This is a genomic window from Streptomyces odontotermitis (assembly GCF_050510915.1).
Taxonomy (GTDB): Bacteria; Actinomycetota; Actinomycetes; order Streptomycetales; family Streptomycetaceae; genus Streptomyces.
Genome location: NZ_JBNJLS010000009.1, coordinates 164,164 through 189,165, shown reverse-complemented (window position 1 = coordinate 189,165; position 25,002 = coordinate 164,164). Strand labels below are relative to the sequence as shown.

Genomic DNA, 25,002 nt, shown 5'->3' with positions numbered 1-25,002 from the left:
GTACGGAGGAGGAGGGGGCGGTGTTCAGTGAGCGGTGGGGTTCCTGCCGTGATGTGGGTCACGGCCCAGGTGGGCCAGCATGCGCGCCAACGGGCCGCCGTCGTCCGGGAGTTGGCGGGGCGGTGCGAAGGCCGCGCCAGGCCCGCGCCGCTCCGGGTCCGTCGGCACCCGCAGCGCCACGGCGAGCGCCGCCTCGACGACGTCGTCCGCGAGCCGCAGCTCCCCGCCGACGGTCACGGCGACGTCCCACGCGTGCACGGCGTAGTCGAGGAAGTGGAAGCCGACCGCGATCCGCCCCGGGAAGCTCGCGCCGAAGTCCGGCAGGACGAACAGCCGCTCCGGCACGCCGTCCTCGGCGAACGCGGCCAGCACGTGCCGCACCGACTCCTCGTAGATCTTCAGCGGATCCTGCCCGTACTCGCGCGACAGATCGGGCTCGAACCAGTACGTCCGGTCCGCCCCCGACCCCCGCGCGGCGGCCGCGAACCCGTGGTGCTGGGCGGTCATGTGGGCCACGAGCCGCCGCAGCGTCCAGCCCGCGCACGGGGTGGGCCGGTCCCAGTCGTCGCCGCGGGCGGCGGCGAGGAGGCGCAGGGACTCCTCGACGGCCAGGTGGTCGAGCTTGATCAGGTCGGTGGAGGCGGCGACGTGACCGAGGGGGGGGCGGTGGTGCGGTCGTGGGAGGCGGTGGTGCGGTCGTGGCCGGCGTCGGTCATGAGATGCCCTTCGCGGTGCGGGTGAGGAAGAGGCGCGCGGCGGCCCAGACGTCCTGCGGGTCGAAGCGCTCGGTGGTCCAGGAGGTGGCGCGCATCGTGCCGCGGCCGCGGTGGGCGCGGACGGTCCGCAGGTGGTCGGGGCGCGCGACGAAGTCCCCGAGCGACCGCTCGTCGGCCCAGACGGAGACGGACCCGGAGCGCTTGCCCCGCGGGTCCGCCCACAGCCACATACCGACGGCGCCGGGCGTGCGCGCCCAGGTCCGGCGCAGCCGGAGCCCGGCGAGCGCGATGGCTCCCGCCTGCCCGTGGCCGAGGGCGGTGAAGTCGGTGACGCTCACGAGGACGGGGGTGCCGGAGGCGGCGTGCGCCGGTCCGGGGCGCCAAGGGGAGCGCAGGAGGCGGGACTTGGGTGTGGACATACCCGCGAGCATAAAACTGTGCGAACGGTCGTGCTAGTAGTTTTCGGCGACAAGTGGCCTCGTGTCTCCGTCTGCTGGACTCAGAGCTCCACCGGAACCGTCGCCGCCCCGCGCAGCCGCCCCACGATGGCCGCGCGCGCCCGGACGTAGGAGTCGCCCGCGCCGTGCAGCACCGAGTGCGCGTTCGCCGCCTCCATGAACGCGATGAGCTCGAAGGCGAGTTGGGGCACGTCCGTGTCCGCGTGCAGCTCGCCGCAGGCGCGCGCCTCGGCCAGGCAGCGCTCCATGTGCGCCACCCACCACCGCTCGGCCTGCACCAGCGCGTCGTGGACGGCGCCCTCGCGGGCGTCGTACTCGGCGAGCACGCCGTAGAAGAAGCACCCTCCGGGGAAGACCCGCCCCTGCGAGTAGTCCAGCCAGTGCGCGCACAGCGCGGTCACGCGGCCGACGCCCTCGGGGAGCTCCATGGCCGGGCGGACGACCGTGTCGTCGTAGATGCGGGAGGCCGCCCTGATGGTGGCGAGCTGCAGCTCCTCCTTCGAGCCGAAGAGGGCGAAGACCCCGCTCTTGCTGAGGCTCAGCTCGGTCGCGATGCGGCCGATGGACAGGGCGTCGAGGCCCTCCACGGACGCGATGTCGACCGTGCGCCGCAGGACGAGGCGCCGGGTCTGGTTGCCGCGCTCGACCCTGCCGTCCATCCGGGTCGTCTCCGCCGCCATGACCGCCCCTCTCGTGCCCGTGGCCCACCGCTCGCGGGCGTCGGTCAGTGTCGCACGGCGGGCGCGGCGCGTACCGCGCTGGTTGTAGCCGGGGCCCGGGAATCCACCGCTCGTTGACTGACGCGGTCGGCGCGCGTCCCTACATTCGGCTTCCGCGCCACTCACCACCACTCCTGACGAATCGGGGGATTCGACATGGCGAACACGGAGAACACGGAGAACACGGCGAGCACGGTGAGCAAGACACGGAAGGCCCTGGCCATGGCCGCCGTCACGGCCGGACTCGTCGCCGGGATCGCGACCGCCCCGGCCGCCTCCGCCGACGTGCGGCCGGCGGGCTACGAACCGAGCACCGTCACGTACGACACCGCCGACTGCAAGGCATGGATCAACACCACGAAGCGCAACGGCCATTGGTACGCCCAAGGGGTCGTCCAGGCCGGCGGCTCCCGGTGCGCGGTCGACCTGGAGCGCTACCACAACGGCCGCTGGACCGTCCTGACCACCACCACGAGCGGGCGCTACGGCCAGGCCAAGACCGCGTACTACTGGGACCACCGCGGCTACAAGGCCCGGGTCTGCGTCAGCAACATCGACTGGCACACGTTCTGTGTGTGGGGCGGCGCGGTCTGACCCGCCCGGGTGCTCAGAGGTGCCCGAGGCCCGGCATCGCGTCGCCGAGCCTCGGGCCCTCCGACACGACCGTGTTGCTCGGCGGGATCTCCGTGAAGCCCGCGTCCCGGACCACCGGGAGGCCGCTCGTCTCCAACTGCCGCCAGTACGCCGGGTCCGCGGTGCGCACCGAGAGCGGGAAGCCCGCGCCGCGCCAGGCCGCGCGCTCCGTGTCCGACAGCTCCCACCAGGCCAGCTGGGCGCCGTGCCCGGCCTGGGCCATGGACTTGCCCGCCGACATCTCGACGCCGGGGCTCAGCCACAGGGTCGGGGCCGCGGGGTCCGGGTCCTGCGGGGGCTCGGGATCGGTGAGGTCGGTGCCGGAGACCTGGAGGCGGGCCAGGTCCTTGGGCCAGCCGTCGAGGGGGACCGGCGGGAAGACGCGGACCTGCGCCGACTTGCCCGTGACCGTGATGCCGGGCAGGGCCTCGGCCCGGCGCCACTCGGCGCCGCGCGCCCGCCGGACGACCTTGCGGATCCGGGCGTCCTCCCAGTCCCGCACGGCCTGCGCCCACTCGCCCTCGCCGAGCGAACGCTCGTCGCTCAGCATGACCAGGACCGCGCGGGCGGCGGTCTCCAGGGCGTCCGTGCGCGACGGCGGCTCGGCCCGCTCGATCCGCACCACGAGGGGCAGCACGAACTGCGGGGCCTCGTCGCGCGGGGTGGGCTCGGTCCGGAAGGGGCTGTCGCCGGTCGGGGTGGCGCCGTGGGTGCCGTCGTCGCTGCTCACCCGTCCAGTCTGCCAGGCCCAAGATCGGGCCCTGTCCGGGTGGCCGGCGCATGCGGGAGGATGGCCCGCATGACCAGTGATCATGGGGGAGGCACGGGGCGGCCGCCGCTCCGTGCCCTGGAAGGGGTGGGGCGCCGCTACGGACTCGGCGGCCCCTGGGTGCTCCGCGGCGTCGACCTCGCGGTGCGCGGCGGCACCCTGGTGCGGATCGAGGGCGCGAACGGCACCGGCAAGTCGACGCTGCTGCGGCTGCTCGCCGGGATCGACGCGCCCTCCGAGGGCCGCGCCACCGGACGCCCGCGCACCGCCTACGTCCCCGAACGCTTCCCGGCCGCCCTGCCGTTCACCGCCACCGGCTACCTCACCCACCTCGGCCGGGTGCACGGCCTGGGCGCCGCCGCGTCGGAGCGGGCCGCGGGGGAGTGGCTGGAGCGCTTCGGCGCCGCCGCCTATGCGGGCACGCCCCTGTCCGAGCTGTCCAAGGGCAGCAGCCAGAAGGTCGCGGTGGCCCAAGCCCTCCTCGGGGAACCGGAGTTGCTGGTCCTGGACGAGGCGTGGACGGGCCTGGACGCCGCCGCCCGCGACGAGCTGGACCGCGCCGTCGCCGAGCGCACCGCGGCGGGCGGCGCCGTCGTCTTCGTCGACCACGACCCGCGCCGCCTCGCGGGCGCCCCCGACACCACGTACGCCATATCCGGTACGGGGCTCAACCTCCGTACGCCTTCGGAGAGTTCGGCCGCCGATCCCGCACCCGGCCCGGTGACGGTCATCGACGTGCTCGGCCCGCCGGACGCCGCGCTGCCCGAGCCCGTAGCCTCCGCCGCCGCGACGGTGGGCGGCGGCCTCGGCGGAGCGGTGCGCCTGACCGTCCCGGCCACGCACTCGGACGTCGTGCTGCGCGCCCTGCTGACGGCGCGGCCGCCCTGGCACGTGGTGGCGGTGGGCGCCCTCGAAACCGCCGACTCCCAAGGAGGGCAGGCCCGGTGACCGCCCTGCTCCGCTATCACTGCGCGCTCCTGCTGCGCTCCCAGCGCTGGCTGCCGCCCGTCATCCTGTACGGGGCGTTCCTCGCCATCGGCGTACAGAGCGGGCAGCCGGTGCTCGACTCGCTCGCGTACGCGGCGGCGGCGCTGCTGCCCGTGACCGCCTGGCTGGTGCGGATCTGCGCCACCAACGAGCCGGACGCGGCGCGCAGTTGCACCGCCGCCGCGGCCGGTCCGGGCCGCGCGCACCTCGCCTGTCTGCTGGCCGCGCTGCTCGCGGCGGCCGCGCTCGGGGCCGCAGGCACGGTCGTGGTGACGGCCATCAGCGACGCCTCGGACATCGACCACCGCGTGGACCTGAACCGGTTCGCGGCGGGTGCCGCCGGGCTGCTCGCAATGCTGGTCTCCGCGCTCCTCGGCACGGCCATCGGCGCCCTCACCAACCGCCCGCTGCTGCGCTCACCGGGCCGCTCGGTGCCCGCGATGCTGATCGTCGCGCTCCTCGCCCTGGTGACCGTGGGCTCCCCGGCGCGCGTCGTCCTCACCCAGCTGACCGCGGGGTCGCGGGACGGGGTGGTGCCGGTGCCGCTGCTGCCGTTGGCGGGCGCGGCGGCAGCGGCGGCGCTCGCGACGTGGGCGGCGTGCGCGCTGAGCGGGCGACGCGGCTGAGACGGGGACTCCGAGGCTCGGCGGGGCTAGCCGGAGCAGGCGGTGCGCTGCGCCTCCTGCCAGTCGCAGCGCGGGCAGAGCGTCGCGCCCCTGACCGACTCCGGGTACTCGGTGGGCTCCCGGCACAGCACGCACTCCGCGTACGGCGGACCGGCCGCCGCCGCGGGGTGCGGCCGGTCCGCGGGTGCGCAGTAAGCGCCGTCGTCGTCCGTCTCCTGAGGCGGGTCCTGAGGCGGGTCCTGAGGCGATTCCTTGGGCATGCCCTCAGGCTAACTCCGCCCCCGGACCGCCCCGATCTGCTCCGAGACCCGCACGAAGCGGTACCCCTTCGCGCGCAGCGCGGGCACGACCGTGCGCAGGGCGCGCTCGGTGGCGGGGGCCGCGCTGCGGGTGCAGTGCATGACCACGACCGAGCCGGGCCGCACCCCGTCGAGCACCTGCTGGGCCACCGCCGCCGCGTCCGTCGCGAAGGCGTCGCCGCTCACCACGTCCCACTGGACCGCGGTCACGCCGCCGGGCGCGAGCGCGCGCAGCGCCCGCCGGTCGTAACAGCCGCCGGGGAAGCGGAAGTACGGCACCCGGTGCTCGACGCCCGCCTTCTTGAAGGCGGCGAAGGCGCGCTCCATGTCGGCGCGCATCTTGGCGGCGGGGACGGTCGGCAGGCCGTAGCAGCTGCCGGTGAAGGCGTAGTGGCTGTACGAGTGGTTGGCGACCTCGAAGAGCGGGTCGCGGCCGATGTCCCTGGCCTGGTCCGGGTACTCCTCGGCCCAGCGGCCCGTCATGAAGAAGGTCGCGGGCACCTTGAGGCGCCGCAGCGTCGCGACGAGCTGCGGGTTGTCGAAGTGCTCGCCGGACGCGGCGCGCGGGCCCTGGTCCGCGGTCATGTCGGCGTCGAAGGTGAGCGCGACGGTGCGGGCGGCCTGGGCGCGGGGGCCGTTCTTGAAGACGGGGGTGAGGCCCGCCGGGCCGGGGGCGAGGGTCGGCGGCGCGGCCGGCTTCGACGGCGCGGCGGTGGCGAGGCGGCGGGCGTGCGGGCTCGGCTGCTGCGGTGCGGTGTCGGCGCCGCAGGCCGCGAGGGCGGTGGTGAGGGCCCCGAGCGCGCAGAGGGCGGCGCATCGGCGTACGAGAGTGATCACGCGGCGACCGTATCCGTATGAAGAGCGCAATTGCCGCAAATCAGGACGCGGCTGGGCCGCTCGGGGCACCGCCGGGTCGTGCGGGGCACGGGTGAGCCGTCACGGGGAGGGCCGACGGCGGGGCGACACGAGGAGGCCCTGATGGCGGGGCGGCGGACCCCCTGTGCCCGCCGCCCCGCCCGCCCGGTCAGCCCTGCCACAGCCTCCGGCGGTCGGAGAGCGGGTCGTACGCCACCTCCGGCCGGGCCGAGAGCTGCATGGCCGGGCGCCCGGACGGCTCGAACTCCGGCCAGTCGGGCAGGAGTTGATGCCGAGGCTCACCGTGCCGGGCGAAGTGCGCCCACGCCCCGCTCATCGCGTCGGCGAGCGACTGCGGCGGGGCCTCGCCGATCCAGCGGTCGAGGCCCGGCGCGTCCAGGAGGTCGAAGGCGTACGGGATGTCGACGGTGTGCGCGGCCCCCAGCCCGCCGCCGAGCCGGGGCGTCGGCTCCCGGAAGAGATACGACCAGGCCGGGCCGCCGCCGGCCGCCTGGGCGTCGAGCAGCGCGTCCGTCTGCGAGCGGAACAGCTGGTCGGTGATGAGGGCGGCCAGTGAGCGCGCGGGGGAGTCCGTGCCCTCGTGGGCCGCGTACACCTCCCGGGCCCGCGCCGCCCGCTCCGGGTCCGGGAAGGCGTCGGCCAAGGCGGCGTCGAACGCTTCCGGCGTCACCTGCGGCCCGAGCCCGGTGAAGAGGCGGCCCTCGTGCTCGGTCGTGCCCGCGAGGACGGGGATGTGCGCGCAGGCGCCGTTGCGCAGCGCCTGCACCGGCGACAGGGGCAGGACGGCGCCGTCGACGACCGGGGCGAAGGGGATGCGGGCCAGCGGATAGCGGGCCGCCAGCCGCTCCTGCGCGGCGAGCAGCAACTCAGCGGGAGCCGTCCGGATGTCCCCCGACTCCGGGTCGCCATCGGCGAGTTCACTCAGCACCGCCGCGAAGTCCGCCGCCACCTCGGCGCCCTCGGCGGGGCTCCGCAGCGTGTCGGCGGGCGGGCTCTGCAGGATCGCCCGGTGGAACAGCGGGCGCGCCGCCGGGGCCGCGAGCAGCATCGCGACGCTGCCGCCGCCCGCCGACTCCCCGGCCACCGTCACGCACTCCGGGTCGCCCCCGAAGCGCGCGATGTTGTCGCGCACCCAGCCGAGCGCCGCGATCTGGTCCTGCAGACCGAGGTTGGCCGACTGCGCGTACTCCTCCCCGAGCAGCTCCGCCACGTACAGCCAACCCAGCGCGCCCAGCCGGTAGTTGAAGGAGACGACGACCATGTCGTACCGCTCGGCCAGGCGCGCCCCGTCCGTCCACACCTGCAGCCCGCGCCCCTGCACATAGCCGCCGCCGTGCACCCACACCAGGACGGGGCGGCGGCCCGCGGCGCCGGGCGTCCAGACGTTCACGGTCAGACAGTCCGCCTCGTCGGAGACGATCCGCTCATAGCCGACGACGGACTCCAGGAGCGGGTCACCGCCCTGCGGCGGGGCGGGCGAAGGGGCGCGGCAGTCGCGCACGCCGTCCCAGGAGGCGGGCCGCGCGGGCGGCCGCAGCCGCAGGTCGCCGACCGGGTCGGCGGCGTACGGTATGCCCAAGTACCGTTGTACGGGGCCGAGTTGCTCTCCGCGTACGGTGCCGCCGACGGTGAGGACGGTCACCTCGGTCCGGGTGCCCGCGTCGCTCGGGCCGCTCATGTCGCGCGTATCGCTGATGTCGCTCACACCCAGCCGTCCAGGGCGTCCATGAAGCCCGCGAAGTCGTCGCGGTGGATGACGTGGCCCGCGCCCGTGACCGTGCGCACCTCGAAGCCGCGCCCCGCGAGGTCCTTCTTCAGGGCGTCCGAGATGAGGAAGCTCGGGTCGGCGACCTGCACGAGGGAGGGCACGACGGGCACGTCCGGGATGCGGTCGACGGCGTGCTCGCCGCCGACGGCCGCCGAGGTGTCGGCGTCCCAGGCGGCGAGCGTGGCCAGCTCGATGTCGACGTCCTCGTCCTCCCAGCGCGGGTTGAAGTTGACGATGGCCTGCCGCGGCGCCGACTTGAACTCGGCGAACAGCGCCGGGTCGACCTCCGCCTGCCCGAGCGCCCAGGCCGGGTCCACGTACACGGCCCGGCGCGGGCCGAGCCGCTCCACCGCGAGCGACAGGGCGAGGCCGCCGAGGGAGTGCCCGAGCGCCAACTCCACGCCCACCGGCAGGGTTTCGACGAGGTCGTCCGCGAAGCTCTCCACGGAGTACGGTCCACGCCCACTGGCCCCGTGGCCGCGCAGGTCGACGCCGATCACCCGGTAGCCCCGGTCGGCGAGGGCGGGTCCCACCCGACGCCAGCTCCGGTGGTCCGACATGATCCCGTGGACCAGGACGGCGACCCGGTCGCCGGAGCCCCAGGTGTGGGTGTGCAGCTTCATGGTGGTGCCTTTCTTACGGAGTGGGAGCCCAGGGCCCGCCTCGTGGGTCGGGCCCTGGTCCGGCCGCGACGACGCGACGGTACCCGGGGGTTTCGGGAACCGGATCACCGCACGCCACGGATCGGACGGACGGCGAGCGCACCCAGGACGGAGAGCGCCGCGCCGACGACGAACAGCGCCGTGTACCCGCCGCCACCGCTGCCGCCGCAGACCGAGACGATGACGGAGGCGGCGAACGGCGCCAGGATCTGGGGGCCCGACTGGGCCATGTTGAGGACGCCCAGGTCCCGGGCGGCGTCCTCGGCGCTCGGCAGGATCATCGAGACCAGGGCGTTGTCGACGGCCATGAAGCAGCCGAAGCCCAGGCCGTTGAGGGCGGCGAAGACCAGCATCGCGGGCCAGGTCGGCGAGACGGCAGGGACGGCGAGGGCCACGGCGGAGATCAGCGCGGAGGCGCCGACGAACAGCTTGCGCCGGTCGAGCCGGTCCGAGAGCAGCCCGCCGACGACGGTCGACACGGCCATCGCCGCCGACGAGATGGGCGTGAGGATCGCGACGGCGCCCTCCGGCTCGATGCCCGAGGGCAGGTCGATGTGGTCCTGGAGGATGTAGAGCTGATAGCCGAAGACGCAGAAGTAGCCGAGCACCAGCAGCGCACGCCCGATGAACGCCCACCGGAAGTCATGGTTGCGCAGCGCCCCCAGAAAGGCGGCGAACTGCCCCTTCAGCGGCACCTGTCGGCCACGCTCGGCGGCGCTCCGGGGCGTCTCCCGGGCGAGCGAGGTGAAGAGCACCCCGGCCAGTGCGACGAAGAGCCCGAGCACCAGATAGCCGGTGGAGATGTGGTCGGCGAAGGCCGAGCCGATGACGGCGCCCAGAGTCGAGCCGATCGGCATGCCGAGCCCGACCGCGGCGGACGCCTTGCCGCGGGCGCCCAGCGGCACCCGGTCGGGCACCACGGAGGTGAGGGCGGCCTGGTAGACGTTCATCACGGCCTGCCCGATACACCAGGCGATCGCGACGAGCAGCACCGTCTTCACGCCACCGAGCAGCGCCATCGCACCGACCGCGGCGAGCCCACCGCCCAGGATCCACGGATTGCGCCGCCCGCTGCGGTCGGAGAGGGCCCCCGCCACCGGGTTGAAGAGGGTGGCGAAGACGGCGCTGACTCCCGAGACGAGCCCCAGCATGGCGACCTTGTCGGCCTTGTCGATGTGCTCGATCTGCAGGGGGAGCAGCACGCCGCCGACGCCGATGTAGAGCGTGAACATGGCGGTGTTGCCGAGCATGAGGAGCGGCATGAGGCCACGGGGTGCGCGATCGGGCCCGGACGCTGCGGAGCCAGGGATACCCGAACTGTCTGCTGCCGTCGCATCAGCCATATCGGCCGTATCGGCCACATCGACCGTATTGATGGAGACCGGAGGACGCTGGTCCCGGCGGGCGGAAAGGGCCACGGTGCCCTCCTCGTCGGATGGTCGGTCACGCACGACAGGGGTGACCGAAGGCGATTCATGACACGTGTAACCTGACACGTGTAACTGATGTGTAGCACTAGCCCCGCGGCCACCACCAGACCCCGACCCGAATTGGCTGCTGTGAAAGGATCCACAGCAGGATGAACAACACTCCGAACCCCGAAAACCCACCGAAGTCCCCCTCCTCGGCGGCTTCGGCGGCTTCGACGGCGCCCCCCACGAGCACGGCCGTGGCCCGGCACGCCGGTGTCTCGCGCGCGACGGTCAGCTATGTCCTCAACGGCCTGGCGGCGGGCCGGGTCAGCGCCGCCACCCAGGACAAGGTCCGCGCCGCCGCCGAGGAGCTCGGCTACGTCCCGCACGCCGCCGCCCGCTCCCTGCGCTCCGGCAGCAGCGGCATCGTCCTGATCGCGGTGCCGGCGGACACCGTCCCGGCCTTCGGCCCTCTCTTCGCGAGCTTCCTCGCCGGATTCCAGACGGAGCTCCAGTCGTACGGGTACACGGGCGTCCTGCACGGCGCGAGCACGGGCACCAGTGCGCTGGAGACCGCCCGCACCTGGGCCGAGCTGCGTCCCGCCGTGGTGATGGCCCTGTTCGGCAGCCCGCTCACCGAGCAGTCGGTGGCGCTGCTCCGCCGTGCGGGCACCTCGGCGGTCCTCTCCTACGGCCCGCCGCCCGCGCCCGGTGCGCACGGCATCGCCATGGACCAGGAGGAGGCGGGCGCGGTGGCGGCGGCGCACCTCCTCTCGTCCGGGCGCCGCGCCATCGGCGTCGTGACGCCGACCGAGCCCGGCCTGGAGATGTTCAGCGGGCCGCGCCTGGCCGGGGTGCGGGCCGCGGCGGCGGCGTTCCCCGGCGCCAGGGTCGAGCCGTTGCCCCTCGACTACACGGAGGAGTCCGCCGCCGAACTCGCCTCCCGCTGGGGTCGGTTGGGCCTGGACTCGGCCTTCGCCTACAACGACGAGTACGCGATGCTTCTGATGCGCGCCCTCCAGGACGCGGGCGTCGACATCCCCGGCGAGACCGCCGTCGTCGGCGCGGACGACCTGCTCCTGGGGCGTCTGCTGCGGCCGCGTCTCACGTCCGTGCGGCTCGAGTTGCCCACTCCTGCGGAGGTGGCGGCGCTGGTGGACCGGCTGATCCGGGAGCCGGAGGCGGAGCCGGTGGTGCACTTCGGGTCTTCGGCGCGGATCGTTGAGCGGGAGTCTTCGCGCTAGCGCGGGTGGTCCCTGCGGGGTCTTTTCCCCGCTGCATCCTTTAGCGCGCTCCGCGCGCGGGCGCCCCTTCCCGATACGGCGCCTCCGTCGCCCTGGCGCACCCACCCGGGGGCTGCGCCCCCAGACCCCTCATCGGCCTGAACGGCCTCGTCCTCAAACGCCGGACGGGCTGAAGGGCACCCCCTGAGGCTGAATAGGCACCCCCCCGAGGCTGAAGGGCCCGCCCTCGCGCGGGACTGGGGGAGGGCCTCGCGCGGGAAGGTTGGGACGGCCTGCAGACGGAGGACCGGCGGGAGGGGTGGGGACGCGGCGGTATGTCCGCCCGCAGTACAGCACCCCACCCAGGCCAGTACTCGTGTACTCGCACAGCGCCCGAGGCGTTTCGAGGACGGACATACCGCCGCGTCCCCACCCCGCCCCACCACCCACCCGCACCCGCCCACCCGCACCCGCCCACCACCCGCACCCACCAGCGGACCCCACCCCCACCAGCTCGCCCACAGCCCCGCATTTAGTTGAAGCAGGTACCTAGTCAGCGCTGATTACACGTGTCACTATCTCTGCCCATGACCACGCCCTCACCCGCCCGACCCCGGCGAACCCTCGCCCTCGCGGCGCTCCTGCTCCTCCTCCCCGTGGCCGTCGGCCTCATCGTCCGCGCCCGCACCGCGCACCCCCCGTTTCAGGGCCTGGACGAGACCTGGCTCGACTGGATGGGCGGCCCGCACGACGGAGCGCCGCAAGCTCTGGCCTCGGGGCTCAACTGGTTCGGCGGGCCCGCCGGTTCGCTGGTGCCGCTCGCGCTCCTCGTCCTCCTGCTCGCGCTGCGGCGCTGGTGGCCGGCCCTCTTCCTCCTCACCGCCGTCCTCGCCACACAACTGGCGGTGCAGTCCCTCAAGCACCTCGTCGACCGCCCCCGCCCCGCGCACCCGCTGGTCACGGTCGACCACGGCTCGTTCCCTTCGGGGCACGCCGCCACCATGGCCATGACGGTGATCGTCCTGGGCGCCCTGTTCGTCCCGGCGGCGGCCCGCCGCCGCTGGTGGTGGCCGGTGAGTGTGCTGCTCACCCTGGCGATGATGTGGAGCCGCACCTGGCTGCACGCCCACTGGCTCTCGGACACGGCGGCGGGAGCGCTGGCCGGGGCGGGGATGACGCTGTTCGTGTGGTGGGGATTCGCGCAGGTGCTGGCCCCGATTCCCGTACGGATCAGGCGAGTTCCCGTGCTGAGCAAGCGGATCCCGGTACCTGGCAAGCGACTTCTCGTACGGGACAAGTGACGAGAAGGGCTGTCAGGAGCAGTTGAGGAACGAGAACCGGTCAGAGGCGGCTGAAGAACGGGAACCGGTCAGAGGCGGCTGAAGAACGGGAACCGGTCAGAGGCGGCTGAAGAACGGGAACCGGTCAGAGGCGGCTGAAGAACGGGAACCCGTCAGGGGCGGCTGAAGGACGACGAGCCGTCACGAGCAGGAGATCTCGTCGCGCGGCGTGTAGTGCGTGCGGAACGGCTCCCGCTTCACTTCCTTGCCGTCCTTCATGAAGATCCGCTGCACCGTGACGTCGAAGCCCTCGAGCGGCGTCTGCGGCTCGCACTTGGCGCCCTTCGCGCCGTCCCGCTTCTTCGGCTGCTGCACGTTCGTGCGCGGGCCCTTCTCGGACTTGATCTCGTCGTACTTCTTGGTGCCGAGGAAGGTCACCGTGATCGACCGGTCGGTGGCCTTCGTCCGGACGTAGATCGCGTTGCCGGAGTCGTTGAGGAAGCGCAGGTCCAGGCTGCCCCAGGCGACCGTGGCCTCGCGGCCCTCGGGGTAGCGCTCGATGTAGAAGGAGTGGGCGCCGTACTCGACGGGCTTGACGCCCGCGAAGAACATGGCGTTGAAGACGGTGGTGGCCACGGCCGAGACGCCGCCGCCCGCGGCCCGCTCGTACCGGCCGTTGTTGATCATGATGCCGTCGACGAAGCCGTTCTCCTTGGTGCGTTCGCCCACGGTGTTGTTGAAGCTCCAGGTCTGCCCGGGAAGCGCCACCGACCCGTTCAGGAGCTCGGCGGCGCGGCCGATGTTCTTGGTGCGGTAGGGGGCCGGCTCGAAGTTCACCGTGAACTCCGAGATCTTCTCCTTGATGCCGAGCTTGCCGATGGTCTTGCTCGTCACCTTGGGCTGCACGGTCTGGACGGCCACCGTGCCCGTGCGCTCGGCGCCGGTCTTGGTGAGGAGCGGGAGCACGGCTTCGCGCAGCGCCTTCTCGGTGATCTCGCGGCCCGCCTTGCCGTCCTTCTGCACGACCACACGGTTGCCCTCGACGCCGAGCGTGGCCTCCGTGGCCTTCGTCGTGACGGAGGAGAGCTGCGAGGAGAGGGCGGGGTCCGCCAGGAGGCCCTTCGCGTTCAGCTGGGGCTTGAGGTCGCCCTCGGCGTTCGGCTTCATCTTCAGGTACGTGCCGAGCAGCGCCTGGCTGATCGTGACCTTCTTGCCCTCGACGGTGAGCGTGACCGGCGCGGACACCGCGGGCCGTGCGACGTTCTTGAGCGCGTGCTCGGTGCGGTCCTTGCCGACCTTGGGCTCGGTCTCCTTCACGGGCAGCTGGGCGGGGCGCCCGTCGGTGCTCAGATGGGCCTCGCGCAGCGCGCCCACGGCGGCGTCGACGTCGAGGCGGAGCCCGTTCTGCGGCGCCTTCGCCGTCGCCTCGCCCTGCTTGAAGGAGATGGCGCCGTCCTGGGGCTTCCGCTCGTGCTTCCTGGCCGCGGCGGCCAGCGCCGTCCGGGCCTTCTTCTCGTCGACGCGGACGACCGGGTCCATCTCGTCGCCGTCGGAGAAGAGGCGGTTGAAGACCGCCACCGGGCTGATGCCGGGGCGCGCGGCGCGCTCCGCGGTCGCGGCGCTGTCGAGGGAGAGTCCGGCGGTCCGCGGGTCGACGGTGGCGTCGCCGTCGCCCACCTTGACCTTCAGCGGGTCGTTCGCGCGGGGGCCGAGCTGGGTGTCGAGCCGGTCCGCGGCCGCGCTCTGGCTCAGGCCGCCTATGTTCACGCCCCGTACGGTCGTGCCGTCGGGTATCTCGTTCCCGGCCGACGCGAGGGCCAGGACGTAGGCGCCGCCGACCCCGAGGCCCGCGGCGATGCCCACACGGGCGGCCATGGGTATGCGGCGGGTGGTGCTGCTGGCGGGGTTGCGGCGCATAAGGCGGGAACGTCTCCGGATCGGGAATCAGGCTATTCGCACCATATTGGGCAGTGTGGCCCTTTCGATCCAGGGACCAAAGTCCCGGGCTCTCCGCCCTCGGGTGGTCACCGCACGTCCGTCAGCAGCCCGTACAGCACCACGTTGCCCGCGTATCCGGACCGCTTCGAGAAGGTGCCGCCGCACGTGATCACGCGGAGCTCCGGCAGGCCCGTGTCGCCGTAGACGCGGCGGGCGGGGAAGTTCCGCTTCGGGGCGACCTCGATGCCGTGGATCTCGAAGACGGCGGTACGGCCGTCGGCCCGGTCGACCTCGATGTGCTGGCCCTTCTTCAGGGCGCCCAGGCCGTAGAAGACGGCGCGGCCCGCGGCGTTGTCCACGTGGCCGTCGATCACGGCGGTGCCGCGTTCGCCGGGCGTGACGGCGCCGCCGAACCAGCCCGCGAGGTTCCGCTCGGTGGGCGGCGGCGCGTCCAGCCAGCCCTCGGCGTCCAGGCCGACGCGGGTCAGCGGGGCGTCGACGCGCAGCTCGGGGATGCGGACCCGGCGCGGCACGGAGCGGGCCAGCGGGTCGGCGGGCGGGGTCGTGGTGCCGAGCCGCGCGGCGCCGGGCTCGGGCTGCGGGGGACCCTCACCCGCGTGCGAGGCGCCATTGCGTACGAGCAGGATCCCGGCCAGCAGGGCCAGGGCGACCAGCAGCCAGGAGCCGCGCCGCTGGGGTGGGCCGGAGGCGCGGGCCGCCCCGGATATCCCGGACTTCTTGGCCATCTCCCGACTCCTGACTCCCGATTCCCGGTTTCCGATTCCCGGTTTCCTACTCCCGTTGTTCAGCTGCCGCCGTTGCTGCCACTGCCACTGCCACTGCCACTGCCACCGCTGCCGCCGCCCCGCCGCCGTACCGCGAAGTAGACGCCCGCCCCGAGCGTGCCCACGACGAGCGCGGCGCCCGCCGCCAGCTGTGTCACGTCGCCCGCGCCGAGTGCGGCGCCCGAGCCCGCCTTGACGCCCTTGTGGTCGGCGAGGCCGGGGTGGTGGGAGGCGCCGCCGTCCGCGATGGTGAGCTTCGCGACGCCCTTCTCGCCCTTGCAGTCGAAGGTCACGTCGTACTGCGCGCCGGGCTTGGCGTCGGGGTAGACCGTGGCGGTCGCCGAGTGCCCCTCGTTGAGGGTGACGTTGTCGAAGACCGGGGCCTCGACGCTCACGCTCGGCACCTCGCAGCCGGTGGTGTTGAGGGTGACGGTGCCGCCGGGCCCCACCTTGTCGGGCGTGACGGTGTAGCCGAAGGAGGTGACGCCCGGCACCGAGCCGCCGTCATTCCCGCCGTCGGCGAAGCTGAAGTCGACCCCGCCGCTGTCGTTGCTCCCGTTGCCCGCGTGGCCTGCGTTGCCCGCGTGGCCTGCGTTGCCCGCGTGGCCTGCGTTGCCCGCGTGGCCGTTGTCGGCGAGGGCGGCCGGGGCGGACAGGGAGAGGGCGGCGGTGGCGAGCAGGGCGGCAGAGGCGGTGGAGACGGTACGGGAGGACAGGGACTGCAGGGAGCGCACAGCGGCTCACCCCTCCGTTCGTTGCTGACGGCTCGACGCTGACGGCGTCGTGCCTTTCACCGACGCTAGGAGCGCGACCGCGGGGTGGCGACTCGGGGCAGGCCGAACGGGAGAACGGGAGGACGGGAGAACGGGAGGACGGGAGAACGGGAGGACGGGAGGACTGGAGGACGGGAGGACGGGAGGACGGGAGCCTCAACCTTGGCTCAGCAGCCGCTTCCTGCACTCCGCCACGTCGAAGTCCGCCTTCGGGTACGCGGGGTCGAGCGCCTCCAGGTGCTCCAACAGGAGCTTGCTGATGGCCCAGTTGCGGTACCACTTGCGGTCGGCCGGGATCAGGTACCAGGGGGCCGCCTCCGTGGAGCAGCGCTCCAGGGCGATCTCGTACGCCTCCTGGTAGTCGGGCCACAGCGCGCGCTCGTCGATGTCGCCGGGGTTGAACTTCCAGTGCTTGTCGGGGTTGTCGAGGCGTTCGAGGAGGCGGCGGCGCTGCTGCTCGTACGAGATGTGGAGGAAGCACTTCACGACGGTGACGCCGTCGTCGGCGAGGGACTTCTCGAAGCGGTTGATCTGGCCGTAGCGGCGGCCGAGTTGGCTGCGCGGGGCCAGCTCGCGGACGCGGGCGATGAGCACGTCCTCGTAGTGCGAGCGGTCGAAGATGCCGATCTCGCCGGTCTGCGGGAGAGCCTTCATGATGCGCCACAGGAAGGGGTGGTTCTGCTCCTCCGGTGTGGGCGCCTTGAAGGCGCGGATGCGGCAGCCGCTGGGGTTGAACAGGCCGATGACGTGCTTGACCGTGCCGCCCTTGCCGCTGGTGTCCATGCCCTGGAGGACCAGCAGGAGCCGCCGCCGGTCACCCGCCGTGCTCGCCGCCCACAGCCGTTCCTGGAGGTCGGCGAGGGATTCACCCATCTGGGCGGTCGCCGCGAGCCCCGCGGCCTTGTCCCGGGGGCCGGCGGGGGTCGCGGCGGCGTCGAACGACGAGAGGTCCACGCGCTCGCCTTCGGGGATGCGCAGCAGGTCACGGAGGGGAGCCGGGCCCTTCTTCGCCCCCTTTTTCGCGGTCCCCTTCTTCGCGCCCTTCTCGGTGCTCCGCCCGGTGCTCCGCTTGGCGCTCTTGCCCGGCTTCTTCGTGTCCTTCTTGGCCTTCGCCACCGCGCACCCCTTCCGGTCGTGTCCCTCGATCGTGCGACGGGGGACCGGGGGCCGCTACTCGTGCGCGCGAGGCGCTGGGTGAGGCGCTAGCGGTGCCACGGCCCCGTCACCGCGAACGTCGTCCCCGGCGTGTAGCAGTTCACGTACATCGTGTCCTTGCGGGGCGAGAAGGTGACGCCCGCGAACTCGCCCCACTCGGGCTTGTCGGGGGTGCCGATGTTCTGGGCGCCGCGGGCCATCGAGTACACCTCGCCGCGCCGGGTCACGCCGAACACGTGCTGGGCGCCCTCGCCGTCCTCGCACACCATCAGGCCGCCGCTGGGTGCGAGGGTGATGTTGTCGGGGGACTCGCCGGGCAGCTGCACGTCGGTGTCCGGGCCGAAGACGATCACCAGGGTGAGGCGGCGCCGGGCGTGGTCGTACTTCCAGATCTGGCCGAAGTGGTCGGCGGCGGAGCCCTCGGCGCTGTGCGCGAAGGAGGAGACGAAGTAGACGGAGCTGCCGCCCCAGTAGCAGCCCTCCAGCTTCTGGGCGTGGGTGATGCCCTTGGGCCCGAAGTCCTGGAGGCGGATGGGGGTTTGGGCGGCGAGCGGGTCGGGGACGTCGACCCATTCGATGCGGTCGAAGGTCGCGCCCGGCTCCTGGATCGAGGAGAGGTCAGGCACGCCCGGCACGCGCATCGCCTGGAGCCTGCCGCCCGCGCGCAGCGAACCGCGGCCGCCCTCCGGCTTCTTGGGCAGGAAGCGGTAGAAGAGGCCGAAGGGCTTGAGGAAGGCGTCCTCAGTCTCGTAGACGATGCCGCGGTGCGGGTCGACGGCGATCGCCTCGTGCTGGAATCGGCCCATCGCGGTGAGCGGTACGGCGCCGGTGCGGCGCGGATCCACCGGGTCGACCTCGAAGATGAAGCCGTGGTCCTTGGTGTAGCCGTTCGTGCCGGCCTTGTCCTCGGTCTCCTCGCAGGTGAGCCAGGTGCCCCAAGGCGTGGGCCCGCCCGCGCAGTTGACGGCGGTCCCGGCGATCGCGACGCGCTCCGACAGGACGTCGTTGTGCGGGTCGAGCGCGAGCGCCGTACAGCCGCCCTTGCCCATCGGGTCGTAGGTGAGACCCTCGACGGTCGGCACCGGGATCTTGCCGGTGACGCGGTTCTCGTGGTTGCGCACGAGGTGGACGCGGCCGTGTCTGCCGGCGAAGGCGGCCATCCCGTCGTGGTTGCTGGGCACCTTGCCCTCGCCGGACCTGAGGTCGTCCCCCTCCCGGGAGAGGACCTTGTAGCGGAAGCCCTTGGGAAGGTCGAGCAGGCCGTCCGGGTCGGGCACGAGCGGGCCGTATCCGGCCTTGCCCTGCGCGGCGGCGGTCGCGGTGCCCGCGAAGAGCTCCGAGAGGGCTCCCGTGAAGGCTATCCCGGCCCCCAACGCACCGGTGCGAGCGAGAACTTGACGTCGTGTAGCAGACATACGGCAACTACCTCCTGCTGGCGGACAGGAAATGACCGGATGTGTGTACCACGCGATCGGGGGCGCGGGAACTACGCGCGCAGAGCTTCGTTACCGCGCTCCGTCATTTGCGGTGCACAGAACGGTTACACGCGTAACTTCGGGCGCTATGCGCCGACGAGCGACTTGCCGTCGCGCGCGAGCGCCGTGAGCCGGGAGATGGCTCGGAAGTACTTCTTCCGGTAGCCCCCGTTCAGCATCTCCTCGCTGAACAGCTTGTCGAAGGGCACCCCGGACGCGAGCACGGGCACCTCGCGGTCGTAGAGGCGGTCGGCGAGGACCACCAGGCGCAGCGCGGTCGACTGGTCGGGGACCGGGGTGACGTCCGTGAGGCAGACCGCCCGGACGCCGTCGGTGAGCGCGCCGTACCGGCTCGGGTGGACGCGGGCGAGGTGCGCAAGCAGGTGCGGGAAGTCGTCGAGCGAGGCGCCGTCCGTCGCGTACGCGGCGCGGGTGACCTGCTCGTCGGTGTACGGCGCCGGAGCCTCGGGCAGGCCCCGGTGGCGGTAGTCCTCGCCGTCGATGCGCAGCGCGCGGAAGTGGGCGGACAGGCCCTGGATCTCGCGCAGGAAGTCGGCGGCCGCGAACCGGCCCTCGCCGAGCTTGCCCGGCAGCGTGTTGGAGGTCGCCGCGAGCGCCACGCCCTGCTCGACCAGCTTGGCGAGCAGCGACGACACCAGGACGGTGTCGCCGGGGTCGTCGAGCTCGAACTCGTCGATGCAGAGCAGCCGGTGGCCGCTGAGGGTGCGCACCGTCTGCTGGAAGCCGAGCGCGCCCACGAGGTTGGTGAGCTCGACGAAGGTGCCGAACGCCTTCTGCTCGGGGGCCGCGGGCGTGGCGTGCCAGAGCGAGGCGAGGAGGTGGGTCTTGCCGACGCCGTAGCCGCCGTCCAGGTAGACGCCGCGCGGGCCCTTCGGGACGGTCTCCTTCTTCGCGAACCAGCGCCGCTTGGCGGCCTTGCCCGCGCCGCTCGAGTGCGCCCCGCCGAGCCCGGCCGCGAAGCCGGAGAGGACCTGCACGGCCTCGGTCTGGCTGGGCTGGTTCGGGTCCGGGATGTACGTGTCGAAGCGGACCGAGTCGAAGCGCGGCGGCGGCACCATCTCGGCGACGAGCCGGTCCGCGGGGACGTGGGGTTCGCGGGCGCACAGGGACAGCGGGGCCGCTTCGGCTATGGAACTCGGCCCGGAGGCGGCGGTGGAGGACGACACGGTTCCTAACTCTAAGCGCCGTGCCAGACTGCTGGACATGCGACGCCTGTTCCCTGTGACCGATCAGACAGCCGCCGAGACGGACCGCGAGTGGGAGCTGGAGGAGCTGGCCGACGCGTACGCGTATCCCCAGGACGCGGGGGAGTCTCCGCAGGACACGGGGGTGCGGCCGCAGGACCTTGCGGCGAGCGGCGTGCGTCCGCAGGACGTCGTGGCGGGCGGGGAGCCCGGCGGCCCGGCCGCGCGCGCGTGGCTGCGGGCCAACATGGTCGCCACGCTCGACGGCGCCGCCCAGCACGACGGCCGCTCGCAGCCCATCTCCACCGCCACGGACATGCGGATCTTCGGGACCCTGCGGGGGCTCGCGGACGTCGTGGTCGTCGGCGCCGAAACGGTACGTCTGGAGGGGTACCGACCCGCCCGCGCGCGGGACGCGTTCGCGCGGCGCAGGGCGGCGGCCGGGCAGTCTGCGGTGCCCGCGATCGCCGTCGTCAGCGCGAGCCTCGAACTGGACTTCTCCCTTCCGCTCTTCGCCTCGCCCCTGGTGCCCACCCTCGTGGTGACCGGCGCCGCGGCCCCCGCCGACCGGGTCGCCGCCGCGGAGAAGGCGGGCGCCGTCGTGGTCTTCGCCGGGGAGGGTGCGGGCGCGGACCCGGCGCGGGTGGTGGCCGCCCTGGCCGAGCGCGGCCTGACGCGGCAGCTCACCGAGGGCGGGCCCCGGATGCTCGGCCAGTTCGTGGCGGCGGGGGTCCTGGACGAGCTGTGCCTGACCGTCTCGCCGATGCTCGTCGCCGGGGACGCCCAGCGGATCGCGGGCGGGCCGGCGATGGCGGTGCCGGAAAGGTTCGGGCTCGCGGGGGTACTGGAGGAGGCCGGGTTCCTCTACACCCGTTACCGTCGAACCTGACAATCAGCGGAATGTGCCGTTCCGTTTGCCGTCGGTTGGGCACACTAAAACTCGCAGACCCCGTGCGGGCACGGGGCAGGATGGTTTCCGCAGGGGCCAGGGAACGGCCCCCGGACGAGAGGGCGCCTGGCGTGTTCACGAGCGTATTGATGATCGAGAAGGCCCTGACGTCCGCCGACGTGGAGTTCGTCACGACCCTGCACGGCGAGGAGACGGTCGTCTTCCACGTCCTGCTGCAGCCCCGCGGCGACCAGGCGGACCGCCTGCTGCGGGCGATCGACGACGTGGCGCTCGGCGAGCTCGACGAGGCGGTACGCGAGGGCGAGACCCCCGAGGGGCAGGACGCGACCGGACCCGGCGAGAAGGCCCTCCAGGTCTCCCTCACGGCGCTGCGCGCGGCGGGCTGCGAGGCCCAGGGGCGGCTCATCGAGGACCACCCGCTGGACGCCCTCAAGGAGCTGGTCGACGAGGTCAGGGCCGACGAGGTCATCGTGCTCACCGACCCCCACTACGTGGAGGAGTTCTTCCACCGCGACTGGGCCTCGCGCGCCCGGCACAAGGTCGGCGTCCCCGTCCTCAAGCTGTTCTCGCACAGCGAGGCGTGAGACTCCCGCACAGCGAGGCGTGAGGCCCCCGGGTCCGACCGACTAGGCTGGGCGGCGCTCGTTCGCCGTTACACCAGGGGAGACACACGCATGGCACCCGGCCTTCCTACCGCCATGGACCGACCGCACTTCATCGGCATCGGCGGCGCCGGAATGTCGGGCATCGCGAAGATCCTCGCCCAGCGCGGCGCCAAGGTCGCGGGCAGCGACGCCCGCGACTCCGCCACCGCCGAGGCCCTGCGCGCGCTCGGCGTGACGGTCCACATCGGCCACGACGCGGCGCACCTGGCCGCCGACGCCTCCAGCGTCGTCGTCTCCTCCGCGATCCGCGCCGACAACCCCGAGCTGGCCCGCGCCACCGAGCTCGGCATCCCCGTCGTGCACCGCTCGGACGCCCTCGCCTCCCTGATGGACGGCCTGCGCCCGATCGCGGTGGCGGGCACCCACGGCAAGACGACCACGACCTCGATGCTCGCGGTCGCCCTCTCCTCCCTGGGCCTCGACCCCTCGTACGCGATCGGCGGCGACCTGGACGCGCCCGGCTCCAACGCCCTGCACGGCGACGGCGAGATCTTCGTCGCCGAGGCGGACGAGTCGGACCGCAGCTTCCACAAGTACGCGCCCGAGGTCGCGATCATCCTGAACGTGGAGCTCGACCACCACGCCAACTACGCGTCCATGGACGAGATCTACGAGTCCTTCGAGACGTTCGTCGGCAAGGTGAAGCCGGGCGGCACGCTGGTGATCTCGGCCGACCAGCCCGGTGCGATCGAGCTGACCAAGCGCGTGCGGGACCTCGGTGAGCTCAAGGTCGTCACCTACGGCGAGTCCGACGCTGCCGACCTGCGCATCCACAAGATCACTGCGCGCGGTCTGACCAGCGAGGTCACCGTCCTGCTCGACGGCAAGCTGCTCACCTTCACCGTCTCGGTGCCCGGCCGTCACTACGCAGGCAACGCGGTCGCCGCTCTCGCGGCGGGCATCGCGCTCGGCATCCCGTCCCGGAACCTGGCCGCCGTCCTGAAGTCGTACACCGGCGTCAAGCGCCGCCTCCAGCTCAAGGGCGAGGCCGCGGGCGTCCAGGTCATCGACTCCTACGCCCACCACCCGACCGAGATGACGGCCGACCTGGAGGCGATGCGCTCCTCCGCCGGGGACGCGCGCCTGCTGGTCCTCTTCCAGCCCCACCTCTTCTCGCGCACCCAGGAGCTGGGCAAGGAGATGGGCGACGCCCTCGCCCTCGCCGACTCCTCGGTGGTCCTCGACATCTACCCGGCGCGCGAGGACCCGATCCCCGGCATCACCAGCGCCGTGATCATCGACGCCGCGCGCGCCGCGGGCGCCGAGGTGGCCGCCGCGCACGACAAGGCGGAGGCCGTGCGGGCGATCGCGGGAATGGCGAAGCCCGGCGATCTCGTTCTCACCATGGGAGCGGGCGACGTCACGGACCTGGGCCCGCAGATCCTGGACCACCTGTCGAACCAGCCGAAGTGAGGGATGGCGCGTCATGCCGTACGAGGTCGAGAAGCCGGACGAGGAGTGGCGCGCTCAGCTGACCCCCGCTGAGTACGCGGTGCTGCGCGAGTCCGGCACGGAGCCCGCGTTCCGCGGCGAGTACACCGACACCAAGACCAAGGGCGTCTACGCCTGCCGCGCCTGCGGCGCCGAACTCTTCACGTCCCACGAGAAGTTCGCGTCCCACTGCGGCTGGCCGAGCTTCTACGACCCCAAGGACACCGACGCGGTCGAGCTGATCTCCGACACGTCGCACGGCATGGTGCGCACGGAGGTGCGCTGCGCACGCTGCGGCTCGCACCTCGGCCATGTCTTCGAGGGCGAGGGCTACCCGACGCCCACGGACCAGCGGTACTGCATCAACTCGATCTCGCTGACGCTGGTTCCGGACGAGGGCTGACGCCCCCGCCGTCTCCCTCAAGTCCCGTGGCCGGCCTGCCGATGCAGGCAGTTACCGACGTTCGGTGACTTGAGGGAGTGTGCGTCCATGCGTGGTTCTCGTGTTCTCGGTGTCTGTGCGGGGCTGATCCTCGCGGCCCTGCCCGTGCACGCCGCACCGGCGGCGGCCGACCCCGATCCGGCCGTCCGGGCCAGGGAGATCATGGGGCTCACCTATCAGCAGTTCGCCACCACCCCGCACGAGCCGCCCTTCGAGTGGAGTGCGGACGGCTGCAGTGCGCCCATCTACGACCCAGACATGATCCCGGCGTGCAACCTGCACGACTTCGGCTACCGCAACTTCGGCAACCACTACGCCCTCAAGCTCAGCCCGACCCGCGAGACCAAGAACTGGATCGACGCGCGCTTCGGCGAGGAGATGGACCGGATCTGCAAGGACAAGTACGAGGGGCTGCCCGATGTGTGGGAGGAGTGCCACAACCACTCCACGATCATGCTGACGGCGGTGCAGCAGCTCGGGGACAGTTCCTTCTTCTGATCCCCTGGGGCCGCTAGACCCCCAGCGCCGCCCTGATCCCCCGCTGGATCGCCCCCTGGTGGTCGTTGAGGAAGAAGTGGCCGCCGGCGAAGACCTTGAAGTTGAAGGCGCCCGACGTGTGGTCCGACCAGGCGCGGACCGCGTCCAGGGTCATGCCCGAGTCGCTGTCGCCGGTCAGGGCGGTGATGGGGGAGGTCAGCCGGGGGCCGGGGCGGTACTCGTAGGTCTCCGCCGCCTTGTAGTCCGAGCGGATCGCGGGCAGCACCAGGGAGCGCAGGTCGGGGTCGTCCAGGACGTCGTCGTCCGAGCCGTTCAGCTGGCGGATCTCGGCCACGAACTGGAGGTCGTCCAGGAGGTGGGCGTAGGTGACCTCGTGGCGGTGCGGGGCCTGGCGGCCCGAGACGAAGAGATGGGCCGCCGGGGTCCCGGCCTGCTGGAGCAGCCGGGCCACCTCGAAGCCCACGCCCGCGCCCATGCTGTGGCCGAACAGGGCGAGCGGCTTCTCCGCCGCCAGCGGCTGCACGAACTGGGCTATGAGCGCCGCGAGATCGTGGATGTTGTCGACGCAGTCCTCCAGGAGGCGGTCCTGCCTGCCCGGGTACTGGATCGCGAGCACCTCGACGTGCGGGGCGAGGGCCTTCGCGGTCGGCAGGTAGTAGCTGGCGGAGCCGCCCGCGTGGGGCAGACACACCAGCCGGGGCGCGTTGACGGAAGCGACGGCGTAGTGGCGGATCCACTGGGACTTGTCCGTGACTGCGGCGATGCTCATGTGACTGCGTCCTCCAGTTACGTGCTGGTCAAACGACGCTACGGCAACTCCGTAGAATTAGGGGAGGCGTTCAACTGCTTTGTGGGTTCGAGGGTGAGGGTGCTGTGAGGGTTCAGGGCAAGATCATCAGGTTCGACACCGTGCGCGGCTTCGGGTTCGTCGCCGCGGAGACCGGCGGCGAGGACGTCTTCGTGCACGCGAACGACCTCGAGGTGGACAAGAGTCTGCTCACCCCGGGGGCCATCGTGGAGTTCCGGGTGGAGGAGGGCGACCGCGGTCTGAAGGCGTCCGAGGTGCGTCTGGTGAGCGAACCCGGAATCCCGGTGCGGTCCGGCGGCGGCCATTCCGCGCGCGGCGTCGACTACGACGACAACGTCCTGTGCGACTCGCTCTCCGCCAAGGAGTACCGCGACGAGGTCACCGAAGTGCTCCTCGCCGCGGTTCCCACCATGACCTCCGCGCAGATCCTCCAGGCCCGCGACCGCCTCCTCCGGCACGCCGAGAACCACGGCTGGATCGAGGACTAGG

General features: G+C 72.7%; 27 protein-coding genes. 11 read left to right on the top strand and 16 right to left on the bottom strand.

Translation table 11 applies throughout. The annotated features are described in order from the left end of the window. Positions 1-24 precede the first annotated feature (24 nt). From ACQB60_RS25365 to ACQB60_RS25355, 3 genes are all read right to left on the bottom strand, one after another. On the bottom strand, positions 25-612 hold the full coding sequence (locus tag ACQB60_RS25365; RefSeq protein ID WP_496928505.1) for a TIGR03086 family metal-binding protein: 588 nt from the start codon (positions 610-612) through the stop codon (positions 25-27). A 100-nt stretch (positions 613-712) separates the two neighbouring features. Beyond that, a complete protein-coding gene (locus ACQB60_RS25360) occupies positions 713-1,135 on the bottom strand; it encodes a hypothetical protein (RefSeq protein WP_496928420.1) in 423 nt (140 codons plus the stop codon). An 80-nt stretch (positions 1,136-1,215) separates the two neighbouring features. After that, positions 1,216-1,854 (bottom strand): TetR/AcrR family transcriptional regulator, encoded by a 639-nt coding sequence (locus ACQB60_RS25355; protein WP_496928419.1) that lies wholly within the window; start codon positions 1,852-1,854, stop codon positions 1,216-1,218. A 195-nt stretch (positions 1,855-2,049) separates the two neighbouring features. On the opposite strand from ACQB60_RS25355, the gene ACQB60_RS25350 reads away from it, so the two are divergent. Further along, a complete protein-coding gene (locus tag ACQB60_RS25350) occupies positions 2,050-2,487 on the top strand; it encodes a hypothetical protein (protein WP_496928418.1) in 438 nt (145 codons plus the stop codon). 13 nt (positions 2,488-2,500) lie between these two features. On the opposite strand, the gene ACQB60_RS25345 is transcribed toward ACQB60_RS25350, so the two are convergent. Next, the gene (locus ACQB60_RS25345) at positions 2,501-3,256 is read right to left on the bottom strand and encodes a peptidyl-tRNA hydrolase (RefSeq protein WP_496928417.1); all 756 of its coding nucleotides are present in this window, start codon (positions 3,254-3,256) and stop codon (positions 2,501-2,503) included. Between the two features lie 69 nt (positions 3,257-3,325). On the opposite strand from ACQB60_RS25345, the gene ACQB60_RS25340 reads away from it, so the two are divergent. Together ACQB60_RS25340 and ACQB60_RS25335 are read left to right on the top strand one after the other, a co-directional pair. Beyond that, entirely contained in the window at positions 3,326-4,243 is a 918-nt protein-coding gene (locus ACQB60_RS25340; protein WP_496928416.1) for an ABC transporter ATP-binding protein, read from the top strand. Then, positions 4,240-4,908, top strand: coding sequence for an ABC transporter (locus ACQB60_RS25335; RefSeq protein WP_496928415.1), 669 nt, complete (start codon positions 4,240-4,242; stop codon positions 4,906-4,908). Before ACQB60_RS25340 ends, ACQB60_RS25335 begins: the two co-directional genes overlap by 4 nt. A gap of 26 nt (positions 4,909-4,934) precedes the next feature. Here ACQB60_RS25335 and ACQB60_RS25330 read toward each other — a convergent pair whose 3' ends face one another. The 5 genes from ACQB60_RS25330 to ACQB60_RS25310 all read right to left on the bottom strand — a co-directional run bounded on the left by ACQB60_RS25330 (position 4,935) and on the right by ACQB60_RS25310 (position 9,775). After that, on the bottom strand, positions 4,935-5,168 hold the full coding sequence (locus ACQB60_RS25330; RefSeq protein WP_496928414.1) for a hypothetical protein: 234 nt from the start codon (positions 5,166-5,168) through the stop codon (positions 4,935-4,937). Between the two features lie 9 nt (positions 5,169-5,177). Further along, positions 5,178-6,044 carry a polysaccharide deacetylase family protein gene (locus ACQB60_RS25325; RefSeq protein WP_496928413.1) on the bottom strand — a complete coding sequence of 289 codons (867 nt, stop codon included), beginning with the start codon at positions 6,042-6,044 and terminating at the stop codon, positions 5,178-5,180. 187 nt (positions 6,045-6,231) lie between these two features. Next, positions 6,232-7,788 carry a carboxylesterase/lipase family protein gene (locus ACQB60_RS25320; RefSeq protein WP_496928412.1) on the bottom strand — a complete coding sequence of 519 codons (1,557 nt, stop codon included), beginning with the start codon at positions 7,786-7,788 and terminating at the stop codon, positions 6,232-6,234. Continuing rightward, positions 7,785-8,474, bottom strand: a complete 690-nt coding sequence (locus ACQB60_RS25315) for an alpha/beta fold hydrolase (RefSeq protein WP_496928411.1) — start codon at positions 8,472-8,474, stop codon at positions 7,785-7,787. Before ACQB60_RS25315 ends, ACQB60_RS25320 begins: the two co-directional genes overlap by 4 nt. A 104-nt stretch (positions 8,475-8,578) precedes the next feature. After that, a complete protein-coding gene (locus ACQB60_RS25310) occupies positions 8,579-9,775 on the bottom strand; it encodes an MFS transporter (protein ID WP_496928410.1) in 1,197 nt (398 codons plus the stop codon). 317 nt (positions 9,776-10,092) lie between these two features. Here ACQB60_RS25310 and ACQB60_RS25305 point away from each other — a divergent pair, with 317 nt between their 5' ends. Continuing rightward, on the top strand, positions 10,093-11,169 hold the full coding sequence (locus ACQB60_RS25305) for a LacI family DNA-binding transcriptional regulator (protein ID WP_496928409.1): 1,077 nt from the start codon (positions 10,093-10,095) through the stop codon (positions 11,167-11,169). Positions 11,170-11,735: 566 nt separating this feature from the next. Next, positions 11,736-12,449 (top strand): phosphatase PAP2 family protein, encoded by a 714-nt coding sequence (locus ACQB60_RS25300; protein ID WP_496928408.1) that lies wholly within the window; start codon positions 11,736-11,738, stop codon positions 12,447-12,449. A 180-nt stretch (positions 12,450-12,629) separates the two neighbouring features. Here ACQB60_RS25300 and ACQB60_RS25295 read toward each other — a convergent pair whose 3' ends face one another. From ACQB60_RS25295 to zapE, 6 genes are all read right to left on the bottom strand, one after another. Next, the gene (locus tag ACQB60_RS25295) at positions 12,630-14,345 is read right to left on the bottom strand and encodes a VanW family protein (protein WP_496928407.1); all 1,716 of its coding nucleotides are present in this window, start codon (positions 14,343-14,345) and stop codon (positions 12,630-12,632) included. A gap of 107 nt (positions 14,346-14,452) precedes the next feature. Further along, positions 14,453-15,112, bottom strand: coding sequence for a class F sortase (locus ACQB60_RS25290; RefSeq protein WP_496928406.1), 660 nt, complete (start codon positions 15,110-15,112; stop codon positions 14,453-14,455). A 59-nt stretch (positions 15,113-15,171) separates the two neighbouring features. After that, positions 15,172-15,885: a hypothetical protein gene (locus ACQB60_RS25285; RefSeq protein WP_496928405.1), complete on the bottom strand. Its 714-nt coding sequence runs from the start codon at positions 15,883-15,885 to the stop codon at positions 15,172-15,174. 195 nt (positions 15,886-16,080) lie between these two features. After that, on the bottom strand, positions 16,081-16,905 hold the full coding sequence (locus tag ACQB60_RS25280; protein ID WP_496928504.1) for a PPK2 family polyphosphate kinase: 825 nt from the start codon (positions 16,903-16,905) through the stop codon (positions 16,081-16,083). Between the two features lie 221 nt (positions 16,906-17,126). After that, positions 17,127-18,494: a PhoX family protein gene (locus ACQB60_RS25275; protein ID WP_496928404.1), complete on the bottom strand. Its 1,368-nt coding sequence runs from the start codon at positions 18,492-18,494 to the stop codon at positions 17,127-17,129. A 146-nt stretch (positions 18,495-18,640) separates the two neighbouring features. After that, positions 18,641-19,741: a cell division protein ZapE gene (gene zapE / locus ACQB60_RS25270; RefSeq protein WP_496928403.1), complete on the bottom strand. Its 1,101-nt coding sequence runs from the start codon at positions 19,739-19,741 to the stop codon at positions 18,641-18,643. 37 nt (positions 19,742-19,778) lie between these two features. Between zapE and ACQB60_RS25265 the strand changes: the two genes are divergently transcribed. From ACQB60_RS25265 to ACQB60_RS25245, 5 genes are all read left to right on the top strand, one after another. Next, positions 19,779-20,648 (top strand): pyrimidine reductase family protein, encoded by an 870-nt coding sequence (locus ACQB60_RS25265; protein ID WP_496928402.1) that lies wholly within the window; start codon positions 19,779-19,781, stop codon positions 20,646-20,648. A 131-nt stretch (positions 20,649-20,779) separates the two neighbouring features. Further along, entirely contained in the window at positions 20,780-21,253 is a 474-nt protein-coding gene (locus ACQB60_RS25260) for an indole-3-glycerol phosphate synthase (RefSeq protein WP_384836639.1), read from the top strand. A gap of 90 nt (positions 21,254-21,343) precedes the next feature. Continuing rightward, complete coding sequence (murC, locus tag ACQB60_RS25255; RefSeq protein WP_496928401.1) at positions 21,344-22,747, top strand: UDP-N-acetylmuramate--L-alanine ligase; 1,404 nt, start codon at positions 21,344-21,346, stop codon at positions 22,745-22,747. 13 nt (positions 22,748-22,760) lie between these two features. Beyond that, complete coding sequence (gene msrB / locus ACQB60_RS25250; RefSeq protein ID WP_496928400.1) at positions 22,761-23,168, top strand: peptide-methionine (R)-S-oxide reductase MsrB; 408 nt, start codon at positions 22,761-22,763, stop codon at positions 23,166-23,168. Positions 23,169-23,255: 87 nt separating this feature from the next. Continuing rightward, complete coding sequence (locus ACQB60_RS25245) at positions 23,256-23,705, top strand: phospholipase A2 (protein ID WP_496928399.1); 450 nt, start codon at positions 23,256-23,258, stop codon at positions 23,703-23,705. Between the two features lie 13 nt (positions 23,706-23,718). Here ACQB60_RS25245 and ACQB60_RS25240 read toward each other — a convergent pair whose 3' ends face one another. Beyond that, positions 23,719-24,474, bottom strand: coding sequence for a thioesterase II family protein (locus tag ACQB60_RS25240; RefSeq protein ID WP_496928398.1), 756 nt, complete (start codon positions 24,472-24,474; stop codon positions 23,719-23,721). A 104-nt stretch (positions 24,475-24,578) separates the two neighbouring features. On the opposite strand from ACQB60_RS25240, the gene ACQB60_RS25235 reads away from it, so the two are divergent. Beyond that, positions 24,579-25,001, top strand: a complete 423-nt coding sequence (locus ACQB60_RS25235) for a cold-shock protein (RefSeq protein ID WP_496928397.1) — start codon at positions 24,579-24,581, stop codon at positions 24,999-25,001. Position 25,002: the final 1 nt, after the last annotated feature.

Bases quoted from the DNA above. Each gene is read 5' to 3' on its own strand.
- ACQB60_RS25360 (WP_496928420.1), bottom strand. From the start codon at position 1,135: ATGTCCACACCCAAGTCCCGCCTCCTGCGCTCCCCTTGGCGCCCCGGA.
- ACQB60_RS25355 (WP_496928419.1), bottom strand. From the start codon at position 1,854: ATGGCGGCGGAGACGACCCGGATGGACGGCAGGGTCGAGCGCGGCAAC.
- ACQB60_RS25350 (WP_496928418.1), top strand. From the start codon at position 2,050: ATGGCGAACACGGAGAACACGGAGAACACGGCGAGCACGGTGAGCAAG.
- ACQB60_RS25340 (WP_496928416.1), top strand. From the start codon at position 3,326: ATGACCAGTGATCATGGGGGAGGCACGGGGCGGCCGCCGCTCCGTGCC.
- ACQB60_RS25330 (WP_496928414.1), bottom strand. From the start codon at position 5,168: ATGCCCAAGGAATCGCCTCAGGACCCGCCTCAGGACCCGCCTCAGGAG.
- ACQB60_RS25315 (WP_496928411.1), bottom strand. From the start codon at position 8,474: ATGAAGCTGCACACCCACACCTGGGGCTCCGGCGACCGGGTCGCCGTC.
- ACQB60_RS25310 (WP_496928410.1), bottom strand. From the start codon at position 9,775: ATGCCGCTCCTCATGCTCGGCAACACCGCCATGTTCACGCTCTACATC.
- ACQB60_RS25305 (WP_496928409.1), top strand. From the start codon at position 10,093: ATGAACAACACTCCGAACCCCGAAAACCCACCGAAGTCCCCCTCCTCG.
- ACQB60_RS25300 (WP_496928408.1), top strand. From the start codon at position 11,736: ATGACCACGCCCTCACCCGCCCGACCCCGGCGAACCCTCGCCCTCGCG.
- ACQB60_RS25295 (WP_496928407.1), bottom strand. From the start codon at position 14,345: ATGCGCCGCAACCCCGCCAGCAGCACCACCCGCCGCATACCCATGGCC.
- ACQB60_RS25290 (WP_496928406.1), bottom strand. From the start codon at position 15,112: ATGGCCAAGAAGTCCGGGATATCCGGGGCGGCCCGCGCCTCCGGCCCA.
- ACQB60_RS25275 (WP_496928404.1), bottom strand. From the start codon at position 18,494: ATGTCTGCTACACGACGTCAAGTTCTCGCTCGCACCGGTGCGTTGGGG.
- ACQB60_RS25265 (WP_496928402.1), top strand. From the start codon at position 19,779: ATGCGACGCCTGTTCCCTGTGACCGATCAGACAGCCGCCGAGACGGAC.
- murC (WP_496928401.1), top strand. From the start codon at position 21,344: ATGGCACCCGGCCTTCCTACCGCCATGGACCGACCGCACTTCATCGGC.
- msrB (WP_496928400.1), top strand. From the start codon at position 22,761: ATGCCGTACGAGGTCGAGAAGCCGGACGAGGAGTGGCGCGCTCAGCTG.
- ACQB60_RS25245 (WP_496928399.1), top strand. From the start codon at position 23,256: ATGCGTGGTTCTCGTGTTCTCGGTGTCTGTGCGGGGCTGATCCTCGCG.
- ACQB60_RS25240 (WP_496928398.1), bottom strand. From the start codon at position 24,474: ATGAGCATCGCCGCAGTCACGGACAAGTCCCAGTGGATCCGCCACTAC.